Origin of the sequence: Nostoc sp. PCC 7107 (assembly GCF_000316625.1) — a bacterium.
Lineage (GTDB): Bacteria > Cyanobacteriota > Cyanobacteriia > Cyanobacteriales > Nostocaceae > Nostoc_B.
Genome location: NC_019676.1, coordinates 1,128,784 through 1,147,558 on the forward strand (window position 1 = coordinate 1,128,784; position 18,775 = coordinate 1,147,558).

The 18,775-nt window shown below is 42.6% G+C and carries 15 protein-coding genes; 8 read left to right on the forward strand and 7 right to left on the reverse strand.

Going from position 1 to position 18,775, the window contains the following annotated elements:
- Nucleotides 1-101: 101 nt before the first annotated feature.
- Nucleotides 102-620: a 5-(carboxyamino)imidazole ribonucleotide mutase gene (gene purE / locus NOS7107_RS04810; protein ID WP_015111863.1), complete on the reverse strand. Its 519-nt coding sequence runs from the start codon at nucleotides 618-620 to the stop codon at nucleotides 102-104.
- 98 nt (nucleotides 621-718) lie between these two features.
- Here purE and nagA point away from each other — a divergent pair, with 98 nt between their 5' ends.
- Nucleotides 719-1,912: an N-acetylglucosamine-6-phosphate deacetylase gene (gene nagA / locus NOS7107_RS04815; RefSeq protein WP_015111864.1), complete on the forward strand. Its 1,194-nt coding sequence runs from the start codon at nucleotides 719-721 to the stop codon at nucleotides 1,910-1,912.
- 174 nt (nucleotides 1,913-2,086) lie between these two features.
- Here the strand turns inward: nagA and NOS7107_RS04820 are convergent, their stop codons facing one another.
- Nucleotides 2,087-3,091, reverse strand: a complete 1,005-nt coding sequence (locus NOS7107_RS04820) for a phosphoribulokinase (protein ID WP_015111866.1) — start codon at nucleotides 3,089-3,091, stop codon at nucleotides 2,087-2,089.
- A 1,073-nt stretch (nucleotides 3,092-4,164) separates the two neighbouring features.
- Here NOS7107_RS04820 and petH point away from each other — a divergent pair.
- The 3 genes from petH to NOS7107_RS04835 all read left to right on the forward strand — a co-directional run bounded on the left by petH (nucleotide 4,165) and on the right by NOS7107_RS04835 (nucleotide 8,240).
- On the forward strand, nucleotides 4,165-5,487 hold the full coding sequence (gene petH / locus NOS7107_RS04825) for a ferredoxin--NADP reductase (RefSeq protein ID WP_015111867.1): 1,323 nt from the start codon (nucleotides 4,165-4,167) through the stop codon (nucleotides 5,485-5,487).
- Nucleotides 5,488-5,683: 196 nt separating this feature from the next.
- Entirely contained in the window at nucleotides 5,684-6,973 is a 1,290-nt protein-coding gene (locus NOS7107_RS04830) for a homoserine dehydrogenase (RefSeq protein WP_015111868.1), read from the forward strand.
- Nucleotides 6,974-7,139: 166 nt separating this feature from the next.
- On the forward strand, nucleotides 7,140-8,240 hold the full coding sequence (locus NOS7107_RS04835; RefSeq protein WP_015111869.1) for an S-layer homology domain-containing protein: 1,101 nt from the start codon (nucleotides 7,140-7,142) through the stop codon (nucleotides 8,238-8,240).
- A 93-nt stretch (nucleotides 8,241-8,333) separates the two neighbouring features.
- On the opposite strand, the gene NOS7107_RS04840 is transcribed toward NOS7107_RS04835, so the two are convergent.
- The 3 genes from NOS7107_RS04840 to NOS7107_RS04850 all read right to left on the reverse strand — a co-directional run bounded on the left by NOS7107_RS04840 (nucleotide 8,334) and on the right by NOS7107_RS04850 (nucleotide 11,966).
- Nucleotides 8,334-8,765, reverse strand: a complete 432-nt coding sequence (locus tag NOS7107_RS04840) for a CAAD domain-containing protein (protein ID WP_015111870.1) — start codon at nucleotides 8,763-8,765, stop codon at nucleotides 8,334-8,336.
- Nucleotides 8,766-9,316: 551 nt separating this feature from the next.
- Nucleotides 9,317-9,829, reverse strand: coding sequence for a DUF2085 domain-containing protein (locus tag NOS7107_RS04845; RefSeq protein WP_015111871.1), 513 nt, complete (start codon nucleotides 9,827-9,829; stop codon nucleotides 9,317-9,319).
- Between the two features lie 25 nt (nucleotides 9,830-9,854).
- Nucleotides 9,855-11,966 carry a TIGR00300 family protein gene (locus tag NOS7107_RS04850; RefSeq protein ID WP_015111872.1) on the reverse strand — a complete coding sequence of 704 codons (2,112 nt, stop codon included), beginning with the start codon at nucleotides 11,964-11,966 and terminating at the stop codon, nucleotides 9,855-9,857.
- Nucleotides 11,967-12,153: 187 nt separating this feature from the next.
- Here NOS7107_RS04850 and NOS7107_RS29260 point away from each other — a divergent pair, with 187 nt between their 5' ends.
- Complete coding sequence (locus NOS7107_RS29260) at nucleotides 12,154-12,363, forward strand: hypothetical protein (RefSeq protein ID WP_253274512.1); 210 nt, start codon at nucleotides 12,154-12,156, stop codon at nucleotides 12,361-12,363.
- A gap of 12 nt (nucleotides 12,364-12,375) precedes the next feature.
- Nucleotides 12,376-12,588 carry an N-acetyltransferase gene (locus tag NOS7107_RS29265; protein WP_301280999.1) on the forward strand — a complete coding sequence of 71 codons (213 nt, stop codon included), beginning with the start codon at nucleotides 12,376-12,378 and terminating at the stop codon, nucleotides 12,586-12,588.
- Nucleotides 12,589-12,613: 25 nt separating this feature from the next.
- On the opposite strand, the gene NOS7107_RS04860 is transcribed toward NOS7107_RS29265, so the two are convergent.
- Complete coding sequence (locus tag NOS7107_RS04860; RefSeq protein WP_015111873.1) at nucleotides 12,614-15,211, reverse strand: U32 family peptidase; 2,598 nt, start codon at nucleotides 15,209-15,211, stop codon at nucleotides 12,614-12,616.
- Nucleotides 15,212-15,371: 160 nt separating this feature from the next.
- Nucleotides 15,372-16,235: a hypothetical protein gene (locus NOS7107_RS04865; RefSeq protein WP_015111874.1), complete on the reverse strand. Its 864-nt coding sequence runs from the start codon at nucleotides 16,233-16,235 to the stop codon at nucleotides 15,372-15,374.
- Nucleotides 16,236-16,716: 481 nt separating this feature from the next.
- On the opposite strand from NOS7107_RS04865, the gene NOS7107_RS27575 reads away from it, so the two are divergent.
- Nucleotides 16,717-17,510 (forward strand): IS5 family transposase gene (locus NOS7107_RS27575; RefSeq protein WP_085999800.1). Its coding sequence is split into 2 segments (ribosomal slippage): nucleotides 16,717-17,056 and nucleotides 17,056-17,510, totalling 795 coding nucleotides; the frame shifts between segments, so codons are not numbered across the junction.
- Nucleotides 17,511-17,541: 31 nt separating this feature from the next.
- Nucleotides 17,542-18,675 (forward strand): O-antigen ligase, encoded by a 1,134-nt coding sequence (locus NOS7107_RS04880; protein ID WP_015111876.1) that lies wholly within the window; start codon nucleotides 17,542-17,544, stop codon nucleotides 18,673-18,675.
- The last annotated feature ends 100 nt before the right edge of the window (nucleotides 18,676-18,775 follow it).

An 18,775-nucleotide genomic window follows, 5' to 3' on the forward strand; every position in this document is an offset into this window, starting at 1 on the left:
CTGTTACTTAATTTCTTAAGTCACAATCCTTACTTAAATACAAGGGTGGAAAAAGTCTATGCAACTCTTATACTCCACCCTCCCACACCCTTGATCTGTGGTTAAAGTTCTTCTTTTAAATATTGTTCATAACCTAGCTGCTCTAATTTTGCTTGCTTTGCCATCACCAATTCCGATAGAGATTGGCGGTATTGCTGGACTTTTGCAAGTAAATCTGGTTGATGAGTAGCGAGAATTTGCACAGCTAACAAACCAGCATTCTTCGCATTACCAATGGCTACTGTTGCTACTGGGATACCTGATGGCATTTGGACAATAGAATATAAAGAATCAACACCTTGTAAATTTCGGGTGGCAACAGGTACGCCAATTACAGGTAAAGGTGTGAGGGAGGCTACCATACCTGGGAGATGAGCCGCACCGCCAGCACCAGCTATAATCACCTTAATGCCACGTTGATGGGCAGTTTGGGCATATTGCACCATCCGTTCTGGGGTACGATGGGCAGAAACGATCGCTACTTCTGTTTCTACACCAAACTCTGCACAAATAGCGATCGCATCTTTCATGGTGGGCAAATCAGAATCGCTGCCCATGATAATACCGACAAGGGGAGACATAGAATTTTGGATTTTAGATTTTAGATTTTGGATTAAAGGCTGATTGCGAGATTTACAATCGTGTCAGACTTAGACTTAGCTACTTTCAGTCCAAGGTGATGACTCAAGCAACACACAAACCCATCGCTTCAAATGTAGATATTATCAATGCGCGTGTACCTGGTTATCAAGATTTACAAATGCTCTTAGTTAACCACGAAGGCGTGATTGAGCAAATCTTGCCAATGAATACGGTATGCAAACGAGTTGCTCACCCCGATGTACAAATATGGGATGTAGCTGGTGACTGGATTTCGTTAGGCGGTGTTGATTTACAGATTAATGGGGCGTTAGGTTTGGCATTTCCCGAATTAACAGCCGAAAATGCTTATATGCTGCCAAAAATTTCCCAATATTTGTGGGATGTTGGGGTTGATGCTTATGTACCAACATTAGTAACTACTTCTGTAGAAAATTTTCAGCGATCGCTTGCCATTATTGCTGATTTTGCTTTTAGTTCAACAGTCGGGGCAGAAATTCTCGGTGTACATCTAGAAGGGCCATTTTTGAATTATGGGAAACGTGGCGCACATCCAGCGGAATATCTCTTACCGCTGACAATTGAGGAAGTTAAAAGGGTATTGGGTGAATATGCCTCAATTGTCAAAATTATTACCCTAGCGCCAGAGTTAGACCCTAACGGAGAGGTCATAGCATATTTGCATTCTTTAGGCATCACTGTCAGCTTAGGACATTCTCAGGCAACAGCTGACCAAACCCAAAAAGCCTTTGATTTGGGCGCAACAATGGTGACTCATGCCTTCAACGCTATGCCACCATTACACCACCGCGAACCGGGATTATTAGGAGCAGCAATTACCAATCCTGATGTAATGTGTGGTTTTATTGCCGATGGACAACATGTTGCGCCAACAATGCTCAAAATTCTCCTGCGGGCAACTCAAGAACTATTCTTAGTCAGTGATGCCTTAGCACCCTTGGGTTTACCTGATGGCGTATATCCTTGGGACAGCCGACACATTGAAGTTAAACATGGTACAGCCCGACTGCTAGATGGCACGTTAACAGGAACGACTTTACCATTATTTGTGGGAGTGCAGAATTTAGTGAAGTGGGGAATTTGTGATGTCGAACGAGCGATCGCTTTAGCTACGGATGCACCCAGAAAAGCCATCGATTTACCCGTAATTTCTCCCGGTCAAAATGCTAGTTTACTGCGTTGGCATTGGAATGAGACAACCCAAGAACTAACTTGGCAGCGACTACATAGCAATACGTTTCAGTTAAGGTGATGAGGGTTGATCTCTCAATTTTTGCTTACCTATCAGACAATCAGCAAGATTTGGGGGAGTCAAAAGTCAATGGTCAATGTTTTTTCTTTGGACTATTCTCTATTCCCCCAAATAAAAAGGGGGTACCCCCGGAAGCACCCCCAAACAATTTGACACAAACACTGCTGTTGAGTTTTAGACTTGAACCGCTAGTTTTGCTTCCTTTGATGTTAGACGCTCGTAGGTAGCACGCATTTTTAGACCTGTTAGTACTTGGAACAAACCAGTTCCATTGTTGGAACCAGGATACTCACGGTGTTGGAGTAACAAGTGAGTCATTTCGCCTTCGTACTTGGTGGAGGTGTTGCTGAGGTGGTTTTCGATGTAGATGATTTCTTCTAGGTTGTCAAATTGACCATCTACTTCTAGAACGGAGACGTAACGGCCATAGTAAACATCGGAACCATAGTACAGTTGCATACCTGGATAGGAACAGGTAAGCTTACGTCCGCAAGGAGTCCAGTTGATAGTTGAACCTTCATCAAACAGGTAAACTGGAGCAAAGCCTTCTTTACCTTCGCGCTGCAACATCCGTACCCGCAAAACTTTACGCTCTGTGTCGTTTTTAATCAGGTTTGTCGGCAATACTTGGAGAACTACATCAGCGAATTCTCTTTGGGGTTCGATGTATTTTGTAAAGTCAGGTTTGCGGGAGTTGATAGCAGCTAAGACATCTTCGTAGCGATGACCTCTTTCTGCCATATCGCGCTGGATTTTCCAAGCAATTTTAACTTCATCGCTGATGTCAAAATAAACGCTAAAATCGAGCAGCGATCGCACTCGTTCATCATATAAAGGATGTAGACCTTCAACCACGATAATGTGATTTGGTTCTACTATTTCTGGCGGATCAATCAGGCCGGTTTCGTGGTTATAAATCGGCTTATTAATGGCTTGACCTTCTTTGAGCGCTTTAATTTGCTCATACATCAAGTCAAAATTGTTTGCCCTAGGGTCAAGTGCAGTTATCCCAGTTTCCTTGCGTTGTTTGCGATCTAGGCAATGATAGTCATCTAAACAGATAACTGTCATAAACTCTTCACCAAACAAGTCGATCAAACGACGCAAAAAAGTAGATTTGCCACACCCGGAGTCTCCGGCTACTCCAATTAGCACCACGCGTTCCGGCTTATTTGTCATAAATCTCCTCTAAATACTAAATGTGTCATTCAATAATTTTTCACACAGCAGATTTTTGAAGCCAGGAGTTTACCCCATTGGTTTTTCCTGTGTTCTTGCTACTCAGCCACATAATGATTTATCAGACAGGTGAACAACCAAATTAACGGTTGTTACTCGTCTGAGATTGCTTTATTTTGCAGCTAGTAAGTATTTAATCCTAGTGGTATACTTAATTTTAACAGAAGGGGTTATCCTATACAAGATTTAATATCAGCAATAATCTTGTGGTGCTACTGTCGGATTAATGATTTTATAGCAGGTTTTCTAGATACAGCACAACTTTTGTGTTTAACTATCTTCCCCATGATATACCTACACTCCAGGAATGAGCAGGTGTGATTTTGCTGTAAAAGGCAATTTTTGGGTGTTGCGGCTGATTTATTGGTAGTTACTCAACATTTTCTACATTCAGTGTGAAAATCTGCCTAAAGTAATGAACAGATATTTGATGTTCAGCATTATCAACTGAGCATTAATTTTTGGGAAAGATTTCAAGTAACAATATGAAATTTAATAGCCAAATTTTTATCAAGAGTGACAGAAATTTCACAGCAAGTAAACTTGATTATAATGGTTGATATTATCTTTAATTTGGCATCATAGTGATAGATGTATTCATATTACAACGTATCATAAGTTATGAATAAAGCATTAATTTAAATACCAGTGATCCTGAGTTAAAGTTGCCCTCAATAAACATTAATTGTATCTGTTAAAAGTATTTGTAGCGAGTTTTTTGAACTTGTCGGCAGCTATTTATCACCAAGAGTATTCACGAAAAAAAGATTAAATTGACGCATGGTTAACATTCTGCCAGCGACTTATCCTTTATTTTAAAAGATGAACAGGTGTGTTCATTGCAATACCTGCTTGTCTGAAGGTGAGTGTACTTAGCAAGGTATCATTTTGTGATGCCTCTTTCCCAACGCGCTAGTTTTGGTACCCAAAAATCCGATACACTAAAATCTGGCTAGTGATGGGAAATAGTTTTTTTGAAAAACGGTTAAGTAAATATCGGAGTGATAGAACGAATGTACAATCAAGGTGCTGTTGAGGGTGCTGCCAACACAGAATCAGGTAGCCGCATCTTCGTTTACGAAGTGGTGGGTCTGCGTCAGAACGAAGAAACTGATCAAACGAACTACCCAATTCGTAAAAGTGGCAGTGTGTTCATCAGAGTGCCTTACAACCGCATGAATGAAGAAATGCGACGTATCACTCGCCTAGGCGGCACAATTGTTAGCATTCAACCTGCAAGTGTTCTAGAGCAACTCAATGGTCAAACTCCAGTTGTAAATGCTGCACCTGTGGAGACTGCTAACAGTGGGGGGAATGGTCAAGCCACACCTGTGAAAGTGAAAAGTGAAGCTAAAGGCTTTGCTAAATCACCAGCTGAAGAACAGCCAAAGAATAAGGATAACCAAGGCAACACCATGACTCAAGCGAAAGCCAAAAAAGCCCACGCTGACGTTCCTGTAAACACTTATCGTCCCAATGCTCCATTTATCGGTAAGTGTATATCTAATAATCCGTTAGTTGGAGAAAACGGGATTGGTATTGTTCAGCATATTAAATTTGACCTTTCTGGTAGTGATTTAAAGTACATCGAAGGTCAAAGTATTGGGATTATTCCTCCTGGTTTGGACAAAAACGGCAAACCAGAAAAACTCAGACTATACTCTATTGCTTCTACTCGTCATGGTGATGATGTAGATGACAAAACAGTTTCGTTGTGCGTTCGCCAGTTGGAATATAAGCACCCAGAAAGTGGGGAAACAGTTTATGGTGTTTGCTCTACACACCTGTGTTTCCTAAAACCAGGCGCAGAGGTAAAAATCACTGGGCCAGTGGGTAAAGAAATGTTATTACCCGATGACCCTGAAGCTAACGTCATCATGATGGCAACTGGTACAGGTATTGCGCCTATGCGTGCTTATCTGTGGCGGATGTTTAAGGATGCAGAAAGAGCAGCTAACCCAGAATACCAATTTAAAGGATTTTCTTGGTTGATCTTTGGCGTGCCAACCTCTCCCAACATTCTTTATAAAGAAGAGTTGGAAGAAATGCAGCAAAAGTATCCTGATAACTTCCGCTTGACTTATGCTATCAGCCGCGAACAGCAGAATCCCCAAGGCGGTAGAATGTACATTCAAGACCGTGTAGCAGAACACGCTGATGAACTGTGGCAGTTGATTAAAAACGAAAAAACCCATACATATATCTGCGGTTTACGCGGTATGGAAGATGGGATTGATGCGGCTTTAACTGCTGCTGCTGGCAAGGAAGGCGTAACCTGGAGTGATTACCAGAAGGAACTCAAGAAAGCTGGTCGCTGGCACGTAGAAACTTATTAAGTTGGTTATTAGTCAACAGATTAAGACAGCTGACAAAAGACAACTAAAAGCAAGATAATCTGTAGGGTGAGCGATGCTCACCCTACAATTGTTTTTTATATATACTTACTGAGAAAAGAGTCTTGGTGGTGGAAGTGAGTGCTAACTACTTTTAACTACTCAGCACTCAGCACTAAATATATTGGATGAAAAGTTTGTGGGTGTAAAGCTAGGAATACTAGGATTAGGTACAGTAGGTACGGGTACGGTGCAACTACTACAAGATGCTGTTGGCCGTCATCCACTGTTAGAGGAAGTGGAAATCTATCGAGTAGGTGTACGATCGCAGGACAAACCCCGTGCGGTAGAATTACCACAGTCAGTTGTAACTACAGATTTGGCAGCGATTGTCAATGATCCGTCCATAGATATTGTAGTTGAGGTGATGGGGGGATTGGAACCGGCGCGATCGCTGATTCTCCAAGCTATCAAAAATGGTAAACACGTAGTTACAGCGAATAAAGCCGCGATCGCGCGGTTTGGGGCAGAAATTTTTAACGCCGCCAATGAAGCTGGTGTGTATGTAATGCTCGAAGCGGCTGTTGGCGGGGGAATTCCAGTAATTCAACCCTTAAAGCAAGCCTTAAGCGTCAACCGCATTCACACTGTTATTGGCATCGTTAACGGTACGACTAACTATATCTTGACGCGGATGCAAACTGAAGGTAGCGACTTCGGTGATGTGTTAGCTGATGCTCAACGTTTGGGCTATGCTGAAGCTGACCCCACGGCAGATGTCGATGGCTTAGATGCAGCCGATAAAATCGCAATTTTGGCATCTTTGGGTTTTGGGGGACGCATTAATTTACAAGATGTTTATTGTGAAGGAATTCGGCAAGTTAGCAAGACAGATATTAACTACGCCGAAAAATTGGGCTTTGTGATTAAATTATTAGCGATCGCTAAATACCAAAACAACGCTAACTCTCAGTTGTCTGTGAGAGTTCATCCTACCTTTGTACCGAAATCTCACCCATTAGCCACTATTAACGGTGTTTATAACGCCATTCTTGTAGAAGGCGAACCCATCGGTCAAGTGATGTTTTTTGGGCCGGGTGCAGGTGCAGGTGCAACAGCCAGCGCCGTCACCTCAGACATTTTAAATTTAGTAGCAGCCCTAAAGAGTAACTCTGCTGTACCAAATCCCCTACTTAGCTGTAGACATGAAGATTACTGTCAAGTTACCCCCATTGCTGAATTAGTCACCCGTTTTTACGCCCGTTTCCTTACCAAAGACCACCCTGGTGTCATTGGTAAATTAGGTACTTGCTTTGGTAATCATGGTGTGAGTTTAGAATCTGTTGTGCAAACTGGCTTTCAAGGCGCATTAGCAGAAATTGTGGTTGTTACCCATGATGTAAAAGAAGGCGACTTCCGCCAAGCTTTGGATGAAATTCAAAATCTGGAAGCAATTGATAGGATTGCCAGTATCTTAAGAGTGCTGTAAGAAGTAAGAAGTATGAAATAAATGCTTTGGGATAATGTCTGAAAACTAAGCTGTTAAACCCGCCTGTGCGGGTTTTGTTTGTATAATTACGACTTTAGTCACCTAGGCTTCCTCATTTTTTAGGTTAATTTCTCAAAATAAACTTGATTGCTTCCAGGGAAACACGATGACCAATTTACCGCCTTCCGCTCCCAAGTCATCTGACAACACAACCCTTGGTTTTGATGAATTTATTGCCATTTTGGTTGCCTTTGTGGCGATCGGGGGAATTCTGTTGTGGTCATTTTCTCGACGGGATAATAGCTGGAACTTCAATATAGTTTTGTCGCCATCACCAAGTTCAACCAGTAAACCTCAACCAAGTCCCACAGTCAATTCTCCCGCTTCTCAGGTGCAACCAAAGGCAAATTCTCAACTTGAGGCTGTACCGTTACCGCCCAAGAATATAGTTCCTGAACCCAGCCCTCCTTCTCCTTTGATACTTCCATCCGTTCCAGTAACTCCGCTAAATTCATCACCTAGACCGAAACCTTTTTCTACATCTAGAAACTCAGACTTATCAATTCAATCATCGCCTTTACCTTTAGTTACCCCAGCGGAGCAAAAATCGATTATTCCGCCCCCCATTGCCTTTAACGATGTACCCACTGATTTTTGGGCAACTCGGTTTATTAACGCTCTTTCGGCTCGTGGCATTATCAAGGGTTTTCCCGATTATACGTTCAGGCCAAATCAGCCTGTGAACCGCGCTGAATTCGCGGCTATTCTCCAGCAAGCTTTTGACACAGAACTGAGTAAAAACTCTGTCCCGTTTAAAGATGTATCAACCAAATATTGGGCAACACCCGCAATCGATCGCGCTGTAGGTGCAGGATTTTTAAAAGGCTTTCCTGACAAAAATTTTAAACCAACGCAAAATATTACCCGTGTGCAAGTTTTAGTAGCGCTTGTGAGTGGGTTGAATCTTAAACAATCAGCGAAACCGTCACAGGTGTTAAGTATTTATCAAGATGCTAAAAATATTCCTAAATATGCTGTAGACAAAATAGCGATCGCCACAGCTAATGGTTTGGTAATTACCGATAGTAATCCGCAATTTTTGGCTCCTAATCAAGCAGCTACCCGTGCGGAAGTAGCGGCAATGGTGCATCAGGCATTAGTCAAATTGGGCAGGCTAGATAAAATTTCTTCTGAGAATATTGTGCGATCGCCTGGACAAAGTTCGTTATCCACAGGTAAACTCACTAACGAATTATCATCCCAGTAAGTCAGCAGTTAGATGAGAGTCTTTAAGAAGCTAGGGCAGTATAAACCACTGCCCTCACCTCCGTGTTTTAAATTAAATTGCAGTGAGAGTTAGTTATTGAGCGTTTCTGCCAACCACTTGTGATTTAAGAGTTGTAATTTCGTTGGTTAGTTCTTTCCTGGTTGAAGCTTTGAGTAAATAGCGATAAATAAACCAAGCAGAGTAACCAATACCAATCAACTCAAAGGTAGGTGCTACCAAAGGAATGTCATTCAAAGAATCTAATATTGCCAAAAGTACCTTAACTGCGATAAGTGCTGTCAAAATTAAGCCAACACTAACCAAGGGCTGCTTGTATTTATTGAAGAAGCCACCGAGGTATTCAGGCAGTGTTCCTAAAAAGCCAGAAATCTGTTCTCCGTATTTTATCCATTCCTCTTGAGGTTGAGCAGGAGGCTGGAGTTTAGTAATGGTTCCTGTTTGGCTGTTGATATCTGCCACTGCTGCTTCTGTGGATTTTGTTTCTGCGAATTCCGGTTCTTGCATTTTAACTTCCATAAATTTGACAGTTGGGTTTTTTAATCCGGACAATTACAACTAAAAGGCTGTGATTAGACAAGGCACAAGTTTATCAGACTTGACTGGGTAACACATTGTATTCCCTATAACCATAAATGCCCCTAATATCTACTGCATCAACTCCAAGGTAGACAGTCAGTAGAAAGACAAAAGCTAAAAAACGGTAGGATGCGTTACTCAATTTATCTGAGTTTTGGGTTTGTCCATCAACTGCAACCTCTAGGATGAGATTATCCTAAGCTGTATCAGTTGCTGATAATCGTACTCATTCAAGTACAAATCATGCAAAAATCAGATCACCTCTCATTTATACAAGGATAATCGCCGATTTTAACTGAATATTAAAGCTATCTTCAGCCGGATTCGTCAATGAATCTATTGCTCATTGATATTAATACTTAATAAAAATTCTTCTGTATTCATGTATCTAGCTTTTATACATATTTTATGCTATGCAGATGTCTTGACTTTTTTAAACCTCTGCGCTCTTCTGCGTCAACCTTGGAGCTACTTGGCGTTCAAAAAAGCTGACTACGCTGCCCACCATGCAAAATCGGCATCGTAAACAAACCCCAAGCCAAACCAGTCATTAACCCAAAAGGTGTAACTAAGTAATTATTAAAATCCCACAAGCCAAAAACTTGTGCTGCCAATTCCAATGGGTAAGCCATCATCAAGACACTAGCGAAAGCCGCACCATTCCAACCATATTGGCTTAACCAATAAAAGCCTTTACCGCCAGTCACAGCATACAGTAGGCGGGTCATTAACAACCCTGTGACAGTGCCATAACACCGCATACACACAGCCATGATAAATGGGGGTGCTAAATCTAAGCCCATATCTGGTTGCGGACATACATGATTCCCCATGAAATAAATGATGTTCGCAATACCCCCAAGTAACCATACTCCAGACGCAGCCAAGAAAGGAGCAACTGGCGGGCCAAAAACCATGCCCGCCAGCAGAAAATCAGCAATAAAACTGACCAAATTAACTTGTAACTCTCTTGTGAAAGCGACTCTAGCCATTTCCTTTCTTTGCGCGAAACTATTCTTAACCTACCACTGCACGATAAGGACTTGTCAACTTATCAAGCTGTTGAATCAACAGACTGAGGAATAAGCCCACATCTGTAACTACACCCACTGATTCCACAGAACCGCGATCGCTCAATTTAGTCACTACAGCTGGATTAATATCCACACAGACCATTTTCACACCAGCCGGGGTCATATTCCCCACACCAATGGAGTGCAGCATGGATGACAGCATCAAAATCATCTCAGCACCTTCGAGATGTTTGGCATATTCTTCCTGGGCTTTAATCAAATCCATTTGGGTATCAGGTAAAGGCCCGTCATCTCGAATAGAACCAGCCAGAATAAAGGGGACGTTATTGTGGACGCATTCATACATCACGCCGCTTTTAATTACCCCCGCTTCTACAGCCTTAGCAATGCTGCCATGACGACGCATAGTATTAATTACTTTCAGGTGATGGCGGTGTCCACCCCGCACTGCAACGCCCCGCTTCATGTCCACACCGAGGGATGTCCCCATCATATTTTGCTCAATATCATGGACAGCGATCGCATTTCCCCCCAATAGGGCTTGCACATACCCTTCCCGAATTAGCTGTGAGAGGTGTTCGCCACCACCCGTATGAATAACCACAGGCCCAGCCGTGACAACTACTTTACCGCCAGCATCGCGGATTTTACGTAATTCCCAAGCGACTTGTTCCACGACTAATTCCACTCGGCGTTCACTGGAAACACCCGCCGACATAAAGCTGAATTCTTGGGAGTTGCGTTGTTCCCGCGATTCGGTTTTGCGGATGGTGCGGATACCCAGAACATCGACAACGACTTGTTCGCCAATTTCCAAATCGCGGAGAATTTTACACCGTGCCACTATACCATGAGCGTTTTGAGTAATGGCGATCGCGCCATCCATCCGCTGATTTTCCACCTTCACCCATTGCCCATTTATCCGCACTTCCGTCGGATAAATTGTGCTGACGTAGAAATCATCAGGGGCTACACCTGCCATAATCACAGGTTCCAGTTTGGCATCCCGTTCATCTTGGGGTAAGTCTACCGCACCCAAATCAATCAACAAGGAGATGATTTCTTCCATCACCTCGTGAGATGGTGCAGATACCTTCACTTCAGCCGCCGAGGTACTTTGGCGCTGTTCTCCCAAGTTGAAATTCAACACTTGGAAGCTTCCGCCTGTATCAACAATCAAATCTAAGGCACGGTTAATTAAACCAGAATCTAGCAAATGTCCTTCTAGACGAATAATCCGACTTTCTACAGAAACATTCGCATGAATTTCATCTCGGACTGGTTCAGTTACCCGCAAGGTGAGACATTTAGCTGCACCACCAGCCTTGAGAAATTCGGTTAACTGGGTTTCTAGAACTCGAAAACCAACTTCCGCCAAACGAGATTTTAAAGCTTCGCTGGCTTTATTCATAATCACGATGCTGTCAACATTCACCGCATTACAAGCGAAGTTGACTGCATCGGCTTCAGCTATGGCTATGCGCTTTTCTGCGGCGACGCGCATTTCAATTAAGCGGTTGGAGTAAGAATCAAACGCGCCGGGATAATAAAGTAAATAGCCGTTAGCTAAAGGACAAAAGCAAGTATCTAAGTGATAGAACCGTTCATCAATTAAACGCAGAGATAAAACTTCAATATCCAGCCATTTAGCGAGATAGGGGTGAGAATCTAACTCAGAACGGAAACCATATCCTGCCCATAACCAACGTCCTTCTCTATCTAGAAGTGCGTCACCAGCACCTTCAAAAGGTAAATCTTTTGGCAGTTCATAGACTGTATAACCATTTTCTTCAAACCATTGTTTGAAGTGTGGTTCTTCTCCCTGACGTTCTTTGTGTAAAAACCGACTTAGTACAACATTATCACCGAGAACTAAACCCGCGTTGGCAGTAAAAACTAAATCAGGCCAACCTTTCTGCGGTGTGACTAAATTTACAATGGCGTGTTCTTTGAGTATTTGATATAAACCTTGCCACTGTTCGACGGCGCGATCGCGTGAGGATTTGTGAATATTCCCTTCCATCCAAGGATTAATCACATAGTCCACATCATAGTGGTCAGGAGGACACATTAAAAAGCGAATCCGGGAATTCATAAAAATCTTACTAGCGTTATAGATGCTACAGGCCTAATCTGGATATAATTTCAAATCCGCTACAAAACCTCTACCTTAAGACAGTTGAAGGATTTACAGAGGCTTCGCTCCTAATTTTATGGGAAAGACAACTTTGTGACCGTGGGATTCCGTGATATTTTAGCGCCATTTAGTGCAAATGACTAAGATGACACATCTAAAAATTACAGTTGATGATCAACCTGATGCAAAAGATATTCATACTGTCATTAGCCATCTGGTAGAATACAACAATAGTCAAACACAGCCAGATGTCAGCGAGCCTCTAGCTATTTGGGTACGGGATACTGATATTACCATTGTTGCGGGGTTAGTTGGTCAAACAAATTGGGAATGGCTGTATATTTCCCATCTGTGAGTATCTGAGACACTGCGAAATCAAGGATATGGTAGCAAAATGATACTAGAGGCTGAGAAAGTAGCGAAACAACGCGGCTGTGGACACGCATATCTAGATACCTTTAGTTTTCAAGCTTTGGGTTTTTACCAACGTCTCGGCTATCAAATCTTTGGCGTTTTAGAAGACTTTCCCCCCAGTCATCAGCAATATTTTTTATCAAAAAAGCTCAAAAGCCATCACTAGTGTGACTTTGAACTCCTGCCTCCTGCTACAACTTCCTCCCACCGCCAACTGTAGATAAACCCAAGGGGCCGCGAGTAACCCCTAATTGATTTTGTAACTTCAATTCTCGCCAAAGTTGCGAACCAGAAATCTCACCTTGGAGTAGCTGACGGTAACGCTGTATTGTTTTAGTCACCTGTTCTGGTGTTTCATTGACAAATTCAATGCGGAAATGGCGTAAACCCAGTTCTATCAAACGTTGTACGTATTCGGCTCCGGTTTGGGCTGTGCCATTAAATACAGTGTTTCGGCAACCTGCGTCGGCTTGAAGGACGTGTTCACTACCAACACGGTCGCGTAATTTGACTTCATGTTTATCGCAGGGTCTGCCGCAGTTGGTATAATCTGTACCATCTGAAAGAAACGCACAAAAAATACAATGTTCCATGTGAAACATCGGTATGTGTTGATGAATTGTCACTTCAAACCATTGTGGTGGACAACTGCTAAGTAAGTCTTCTAATTGAGCAATATTTAAGTCATAGGATGCTGTTAGTCTTTCTAAACCAAAGTGCTGTTTATAATAATCTGCGGTTAAAGCATTAGCAACGTTAAGTGAGAAATCACCGACACATTTATCTGCACCAAAAAATTGTAACTGATCATAATTCCGAACTAAATAGCCGTCAGCATTTGCCGCCTGTACTTGTTGTAAAATCCAGTTTTCTCCAGGTTTGGTAATGCGGGGAGGTGCAACCCAGATTTGAGGTAGGGGCGAACGACCGTTCGCCTTCACTAGTTGTACAGCTTGGCGGTAGGTGCGGGGGTCTTCAAATTCACAGTAGAGAGTTTCCACACCAGTATTTAAGGCGGCTTGGAGTTGTTTAAGGTTGCGGACTAAAACTATGAGTGAAGGAGATACTGGAGATGAAGAAGATTTAGCCGGAAGTAAGTCTTGCAAGGAAATATTAGAACGCAGCTCCCACCGTTTGGGTTGACTGCGTAACTCTTCTAACTGGGAGACAATTTCTCGACGCATCCGGTTTAACTCACTCACGGGAACCATGACAGCGCCCTGGAGATGATTAGTTAAAGTTCCTAAACAAAAGGGAGTGTTACCCAGACGACCGAACTGTTCTCGCAAGCGTTCTGTATCTAAAGGTTTAGTGTGTGCCTGGGCTAGGGCGATCGCCGATTCTACTTGTACAATATTACCAAGTTCATCACGAGCGATCGCACTCAACAATTCCCCAACTTCGCCATAAATTTCCAAAGCTATCGGACGCTGAAATTGGGGGTTGTCGCCAGCAAAACTCTGACGCAGTTGCTTATCTAGTTCTGGGTCATTGGTTTTCCAAACTTTATCACCCACATGCAGCCGTCGGAAGTTGAGATTATCTTTGCCAAAAGTCAGTACAACTTCCTGACCTTTCTGCGTCACCGTATAAACTCGACCGCCTTCTTCCTTCGCCTCTGGATGACCGCAGTCAAAGACAATTCCGTCTCCTGGTTTGACTGGTGCTTCTAACTTAATCGTTACTTGTTCATTACGAATGCGGGTAACTTCGCCCAAATAAACCCCGCGTTTCTTCCCAAACCGCGCATGAACTAATTCTTGATTATTAATCCCGTTAAACCAACCAGTGTAAAGTCCGCGAGAAAACGCCATCTCCAAATTGTACTTATCTGAACTTACAGATAAATCCTCTTTAACTCTTATTCCTCTGCGTTCTCTGTGGTTCGTTTTTTCATTATTTTCATGAGAAGATACAACACCTTTGTTGATTCCATTCTTCTCATCCAACTCCGCCATCACCCTATCCAAAGCTTCTCGATAAACGCGGGTAACATTCGCCACATACTCCGGCGCTTTCAACCGACCTTCAATCTTCAAACTAGTCACCCCAGACTTCACCAAATCAGGTAACACTTCCAACCCAGCCAAATCTTGCGGACTCAATAAATATTTGCGTTCCGGTAAATCGACAATTTCACCATCAACGATTAAATTGTATGGCATCCGACAAGCTTGGGCGCATTCACCCCGGTTAGCCGAACGTCCGCCTAACGCTTCACTCGTCAAACACTGACCAGAATAGGCGACACACAAAGCACCGTGAACAAAAACTTCTAACGGTAAAGTAGTTGCTTGCTGAATTTTCTGAATTTCTTTAATAGAACATTCCCGTGCCAAGACTACCAATTGACAACCGAGAGATTTGGCAAATTCCACTCCAGCCGCACTGGTGATAGTCATCTGAGTGGAAGCGTGGATAGGAAAATCTGGTGAGAGGTGACGAATCAGACGACAAATACCAACATCCTGCACAATTACCGCATCTACACCAGCCGCAATAATTGTGCGGAGATATTGCTGCGCTGCGGCTAATTCTTGGGGAAATATCAATGTATTAACCGTGACATAGCCTTTTACACCCCGCAGGTGCAGAAACTGCATCAATTGCGGTAAATCGGCTTCTGTAAAATTTTGCGCCCGCATTCTGGCGTTAAATCTATCCAACCCAAAGTAAATCGCATCAGCCCCATTTTCGACAGCAGCTTTAGCACATTCCCAATTGCCTGCTGGCGCAAGCAGTTCAGGACGTTGAAAAGAGGTTTGTGGGTTTTGTGTGCGATCTTTCATCAGGCTGAGATAGATTTAAATATCACCATAGTGATTCTATCAATAAAGACAAGGAGCAGAATTTTCTCTACCCTACACCCTTTTATATTTTCCTCTCCAACTCAAGTGGAATCCGTTCCTCAACTCTGGTGCGATCGCATTTCATTATTCCAAAAAAAGATTACACACCTGCTTGAATAAATGCCTGACTCAAAGTATCAACTAAATTCAATCGTTCTGCCCATTCTGCCAAATATGAATAGTCTAAATTTTGTGCTTGCAACTTGAGTATCCCTAACACATCACGCCACTGTTTTTCAGATTGGCTCCCTCTACCCCATTGCAACTTCTGTAAAATCGTATCTTCTGGCGAAGCAACCCAAAACCTTGGTATTCCTTCTAAGTTAATTAACCTGCGGCGTGCCATCTGCGACACTGCAAACGGCGAAACATCAGTAATATATAGGTCAGCATTGGCAATAGTTTCAGTGTGCGTGATATTAAGCACCTGCTCACGTCCCTTCTTTAAATCCTCAACTGCACCTGCTGGGCAATAATAAAGTGCTGCTTCAAGCGTCGCCACCAACAAATCGATCTGCTCAGGTTGGACTTCTATTACTAAATCTAGATCGCGAGTTGAACGGGGTTCACCATGCAACGAAGCAGCAACACCACCACTCACAAAGTAAGAAATACTAATTGATTCAAAAAGTTGGTGTAGCTCTCCTGCGAGTGAAATTGAATCTTGAATCCACATATTTTCATCAACACCAAAAAAGTGAAAATCAACCCGAAATTTCTCTGCTAGTACAGCACGAGCAAACACATAACGAATTTCCTCTTTTGGCGCTCCATAATGTCGGGATTTAATTCCTGCAAGGCAAAGTTTCTTCACTCCACGCTCATGAGCAGCGAACATTTCTAAGCGCTGCTTGAGTGAAAGTTGCCGTAGACGAGCGAACAGATGAATATCTGCCTCAATGTTCGTATCAGATCCTTGCGATCGGTAGCCCGATAATTTTTGGTTAAAAGAGGTTTGAACCATAAACAAATTTAGCATTTTGCTCAGATTATGGTGTCACTTACAAAGTAATACAATATTACAACACAAAATAAATAGAAGATATTTGGAGTGGGATGGTGTCTAGACCTAAAGTAGAGTTTTGCTTAGTCATTAGTGCAGCTTTATCTTTATATTTATTTAATAATTTACTGATTTTGGATGATTTTATTTAGAGCAACTTCATACAGTATTTCAGTAACTTTGCAGTTATCTCTTATTAAAAAAAGCTCTAAATTTAGCTTAAGCAAAGATAATTACATCCAAATCTGCCAACTTAATATTTTGTACTTAACAAGCTGTAGTAACATTTTACAACAGTGAAGAATTGAGCATCTCCAAAAGATTATTTGAGGCATCTACCACTTATGTTAGAGGCTATTTATAAAGTAAATCTAAAAGCGAAAAGAAAAGAGTTATGACAACGATAAGATACATTAAACGTAGTGTATTTACATAGTTAGGTATGGCGCGAAAGTCTTACCCCACAGACTTAACAGATATGGAGTGGGAAATCCTAGCCCCCTTGATTCCACCAGCGAAAGAAGGAGGACACCCGCGCACAACTGATATGCGGGAGGTATGCAACGCTATCTACTATCACCTGAAGACAGGATGCCAATGGAATATGCTTCCGGGAGACTTCCCGCCCAGCTCAACTGTATACAACTACTACCGCAAATGGCAGCGCAAAGGGGTATGGGAAAAATTAAACCATTCATTACGCGGTCAGGTTCGCTTAAAATTAGGTAAATCAACACAACCCAGCGCCCTCGCCGCAGACAGTCAGTCAGTTAAAACTGACCAAAAAAGGGGGATGTGTACGGTTTTGATGGCGGTAAAAAGGTAAAAGGGCGAAAGCGACAGACTTTGGTTGATAGCCTGGGATTATTGTTGAAAGTGGTTGTAAGTGAAGCAAATGCCCCAGAGCGAGTGCTTGCTGCCTATGCTTTGATGGAATTGTTAGAGGAGCGTCCTGAATTACTTGAGAAAGTTGAAGTTTTATGGGTTGATTCCGGTTATGACGGTGATAAGTTTGCTCTTTGTGTTTGGTTGATGATCCAAGCTCATGTTGAAGTCATACGGCGTACCGAGTCAGAATTTCAGGTTTTACCGAAACGTTGGGTAGTCGAAAGAACATTTGGGTGGTTTAACCAATATCATCGTCTCAGCAAAGATTATGAGCGCCTACCCGAAATGAGTGAAGCTGCTATATATGCTGTTATGACTCGGATTATGTTGCGTCGTCTTGTCGTCTAAAGATTTACTTTATAAATAGTCTCTCAACAGGTTGTTATGGGAAATATTTCTCGGAGTTGGGTTAATTGCAACTCTCGCTAGTCCTTTCCCCTGGCGTTCCCTATTCGGTCAAGAACAGATGGGTGATGGTTTGCTTTACTGGTTACTCATCGCCATCTTCGCCCTCAGCAATAACCTACTACTCAGACAGCAACCACAACTAGCCCGTTCTCAACTGCAAGGTTTAGTAATTGGCGGTGTCATCCTAGCAATTAGCATTTTCCCACAAACTATTAACTGGCGCATCGACTACACCGCCACCAGTGGACAATTACTCAGAGATAATATTCTGGCGAGTACCATCTTTCAAAATCAGCAACCAATTGGCTTGTATTCCCATCGTGGTCACGCTTCATTTGTTTTAGCAGGAGTAGCAGTTATTACCCTTATCGGCTGGCGCTGGCGGTGGATTTGTACTCGTGATGCTGTGATAGCTAGTATTTTGATTATCCCAGCCTTGCTGCTTACCCAGACTAGGGCAGGGATATTAGCTTTTTTGGTAGCTGGAGTTTACTGGTTTTACCAGTCAGGTATTAACAAAAAAGTAGCCAGATTTATACTTTGCGCCGTGTTGGTGGCTTTGTTGTTTATCGGTGCAGTTTCATCGACTCGCCAGCTTGAAGCACTCAATCAATTCAACTTTGATAACACTACCAAGGTTCTCAAACAACTTACCTCTGACAGACTGTATTTGTGGGAATTATCAGCGCGTGGTATTAGTCAACGCCCATTACTAGGTTGGGGTATGAATGGCTTTGGGACTGCTTATCCACATATCATCAATTCTCATTGGTTGAAAATTACTCGTTTAGGTGAGTTTACTTTCGACTATCAAAATTCGGATGGACAGCGTAAGACACAAGCACTCATCACCGTGAAAGCACACAATTTAATTTTAGATACTATTTTATCTGTAGGTGTTTTGGGACTAGTTGTTTACTTGGTGCTGTTAGGATTTTGTCTGTGGCTAGTTATCAAGTCACCCTACCAAGGTATCGAAACAGTAGCAGTAGCCTATATCGTGTTTACTTTTACTTGGTTTGAATGCGCTCAATTTACGTATATAGTTTGGTGGGCGTTGAGTTTTTTTGGAATTTCTAGTGTGTGTGAAAAAATTACGCCCTAGTCTAGCTATCATTAGACATCTCCAACAAAGAATGTAGAGACCTAGCGATGCTACGTCTGGTCAAAGGTTGCGGGTAACGCAGAATTAATTTCTACCAGAT

Bases quoted from the DNA above. Each gene is read 5' to 3' on its own strand.
- NOS7107_RS04835 (WP_015111869.1), top strand. From the start codon at position 7,140: ATGACCAATTTACCGCCTTCCGCTCCCAAGTCATCTGACAACACAACC.
- NOS7107_RS04850 (WP_015111872.1), bottom strand. From the start codon at position 11,966: ATGAATTCCCGGATTCGCTTTTTAATGTGTCCTCCTGACCACTATGAT.
- NOS7107_RS04820 (WP_015111866.1), bottom strand. From the start codon at position 3,091: ATGACAAATAAGCCGGAACGCGTGGTGCTAATTGGAGTAGCCGGAGAC.
- NOS7107_RS04860 (WP_015111873.1), bottom strand. From the start codon at position 15,211: ATGAAAGATCGCACACAAAACCCACAAACCTCTTTTCAACGTCCTGAA.
- NOS7107_RS04865 (WP_015111874.1), bottom strand. From the start codon at position 16,235: ATGGTTCAAACCTCTTTTAACCAAAAATTATCGGGCTACCGATCGCAA.
- NOS7107_RS04840 (WP_015111870.1), bottom strand. From the start codon at position 8,765: ATGCAAGAACCGGAATTCGCAGAAACAAAATCCACAGAAGCAGCAGTG.
- petH (WP_015111867.1), top strand. From the start codon at position 4,165: ATGTACAATCAAGGTGCTGTTGAGGGTGCTGCCAACACAGAATCAGGT.
- nagA (WP_015111864.1), top strand. From the start codon at position 719: ATGACTCAAGCAACACACAAACCCATCGCTTCAAATGTAGATATTATC.
- purE (WP_015111863.1), bottom strand. From the start codon at position 620: ATGTCTCCCCTTGTCGGTATTATCATGGGCAGCGATTCTGATTTGCCC.
- NOS7107_RS04845 (WP_015111871.1), bottom strand. From the start codon at position 9,829: ATGGCTAGAGTCGCTTTCACAAGAGAGTTACAAGTTAATTTGGTCAGT.
- NOS7107_RS29260 (WP_253274512.1), top strand. From the start codon at position 12,154: ATGACACATCTAAAAATTACAGTTGATGATCAACCTGATGCAAAAGAT.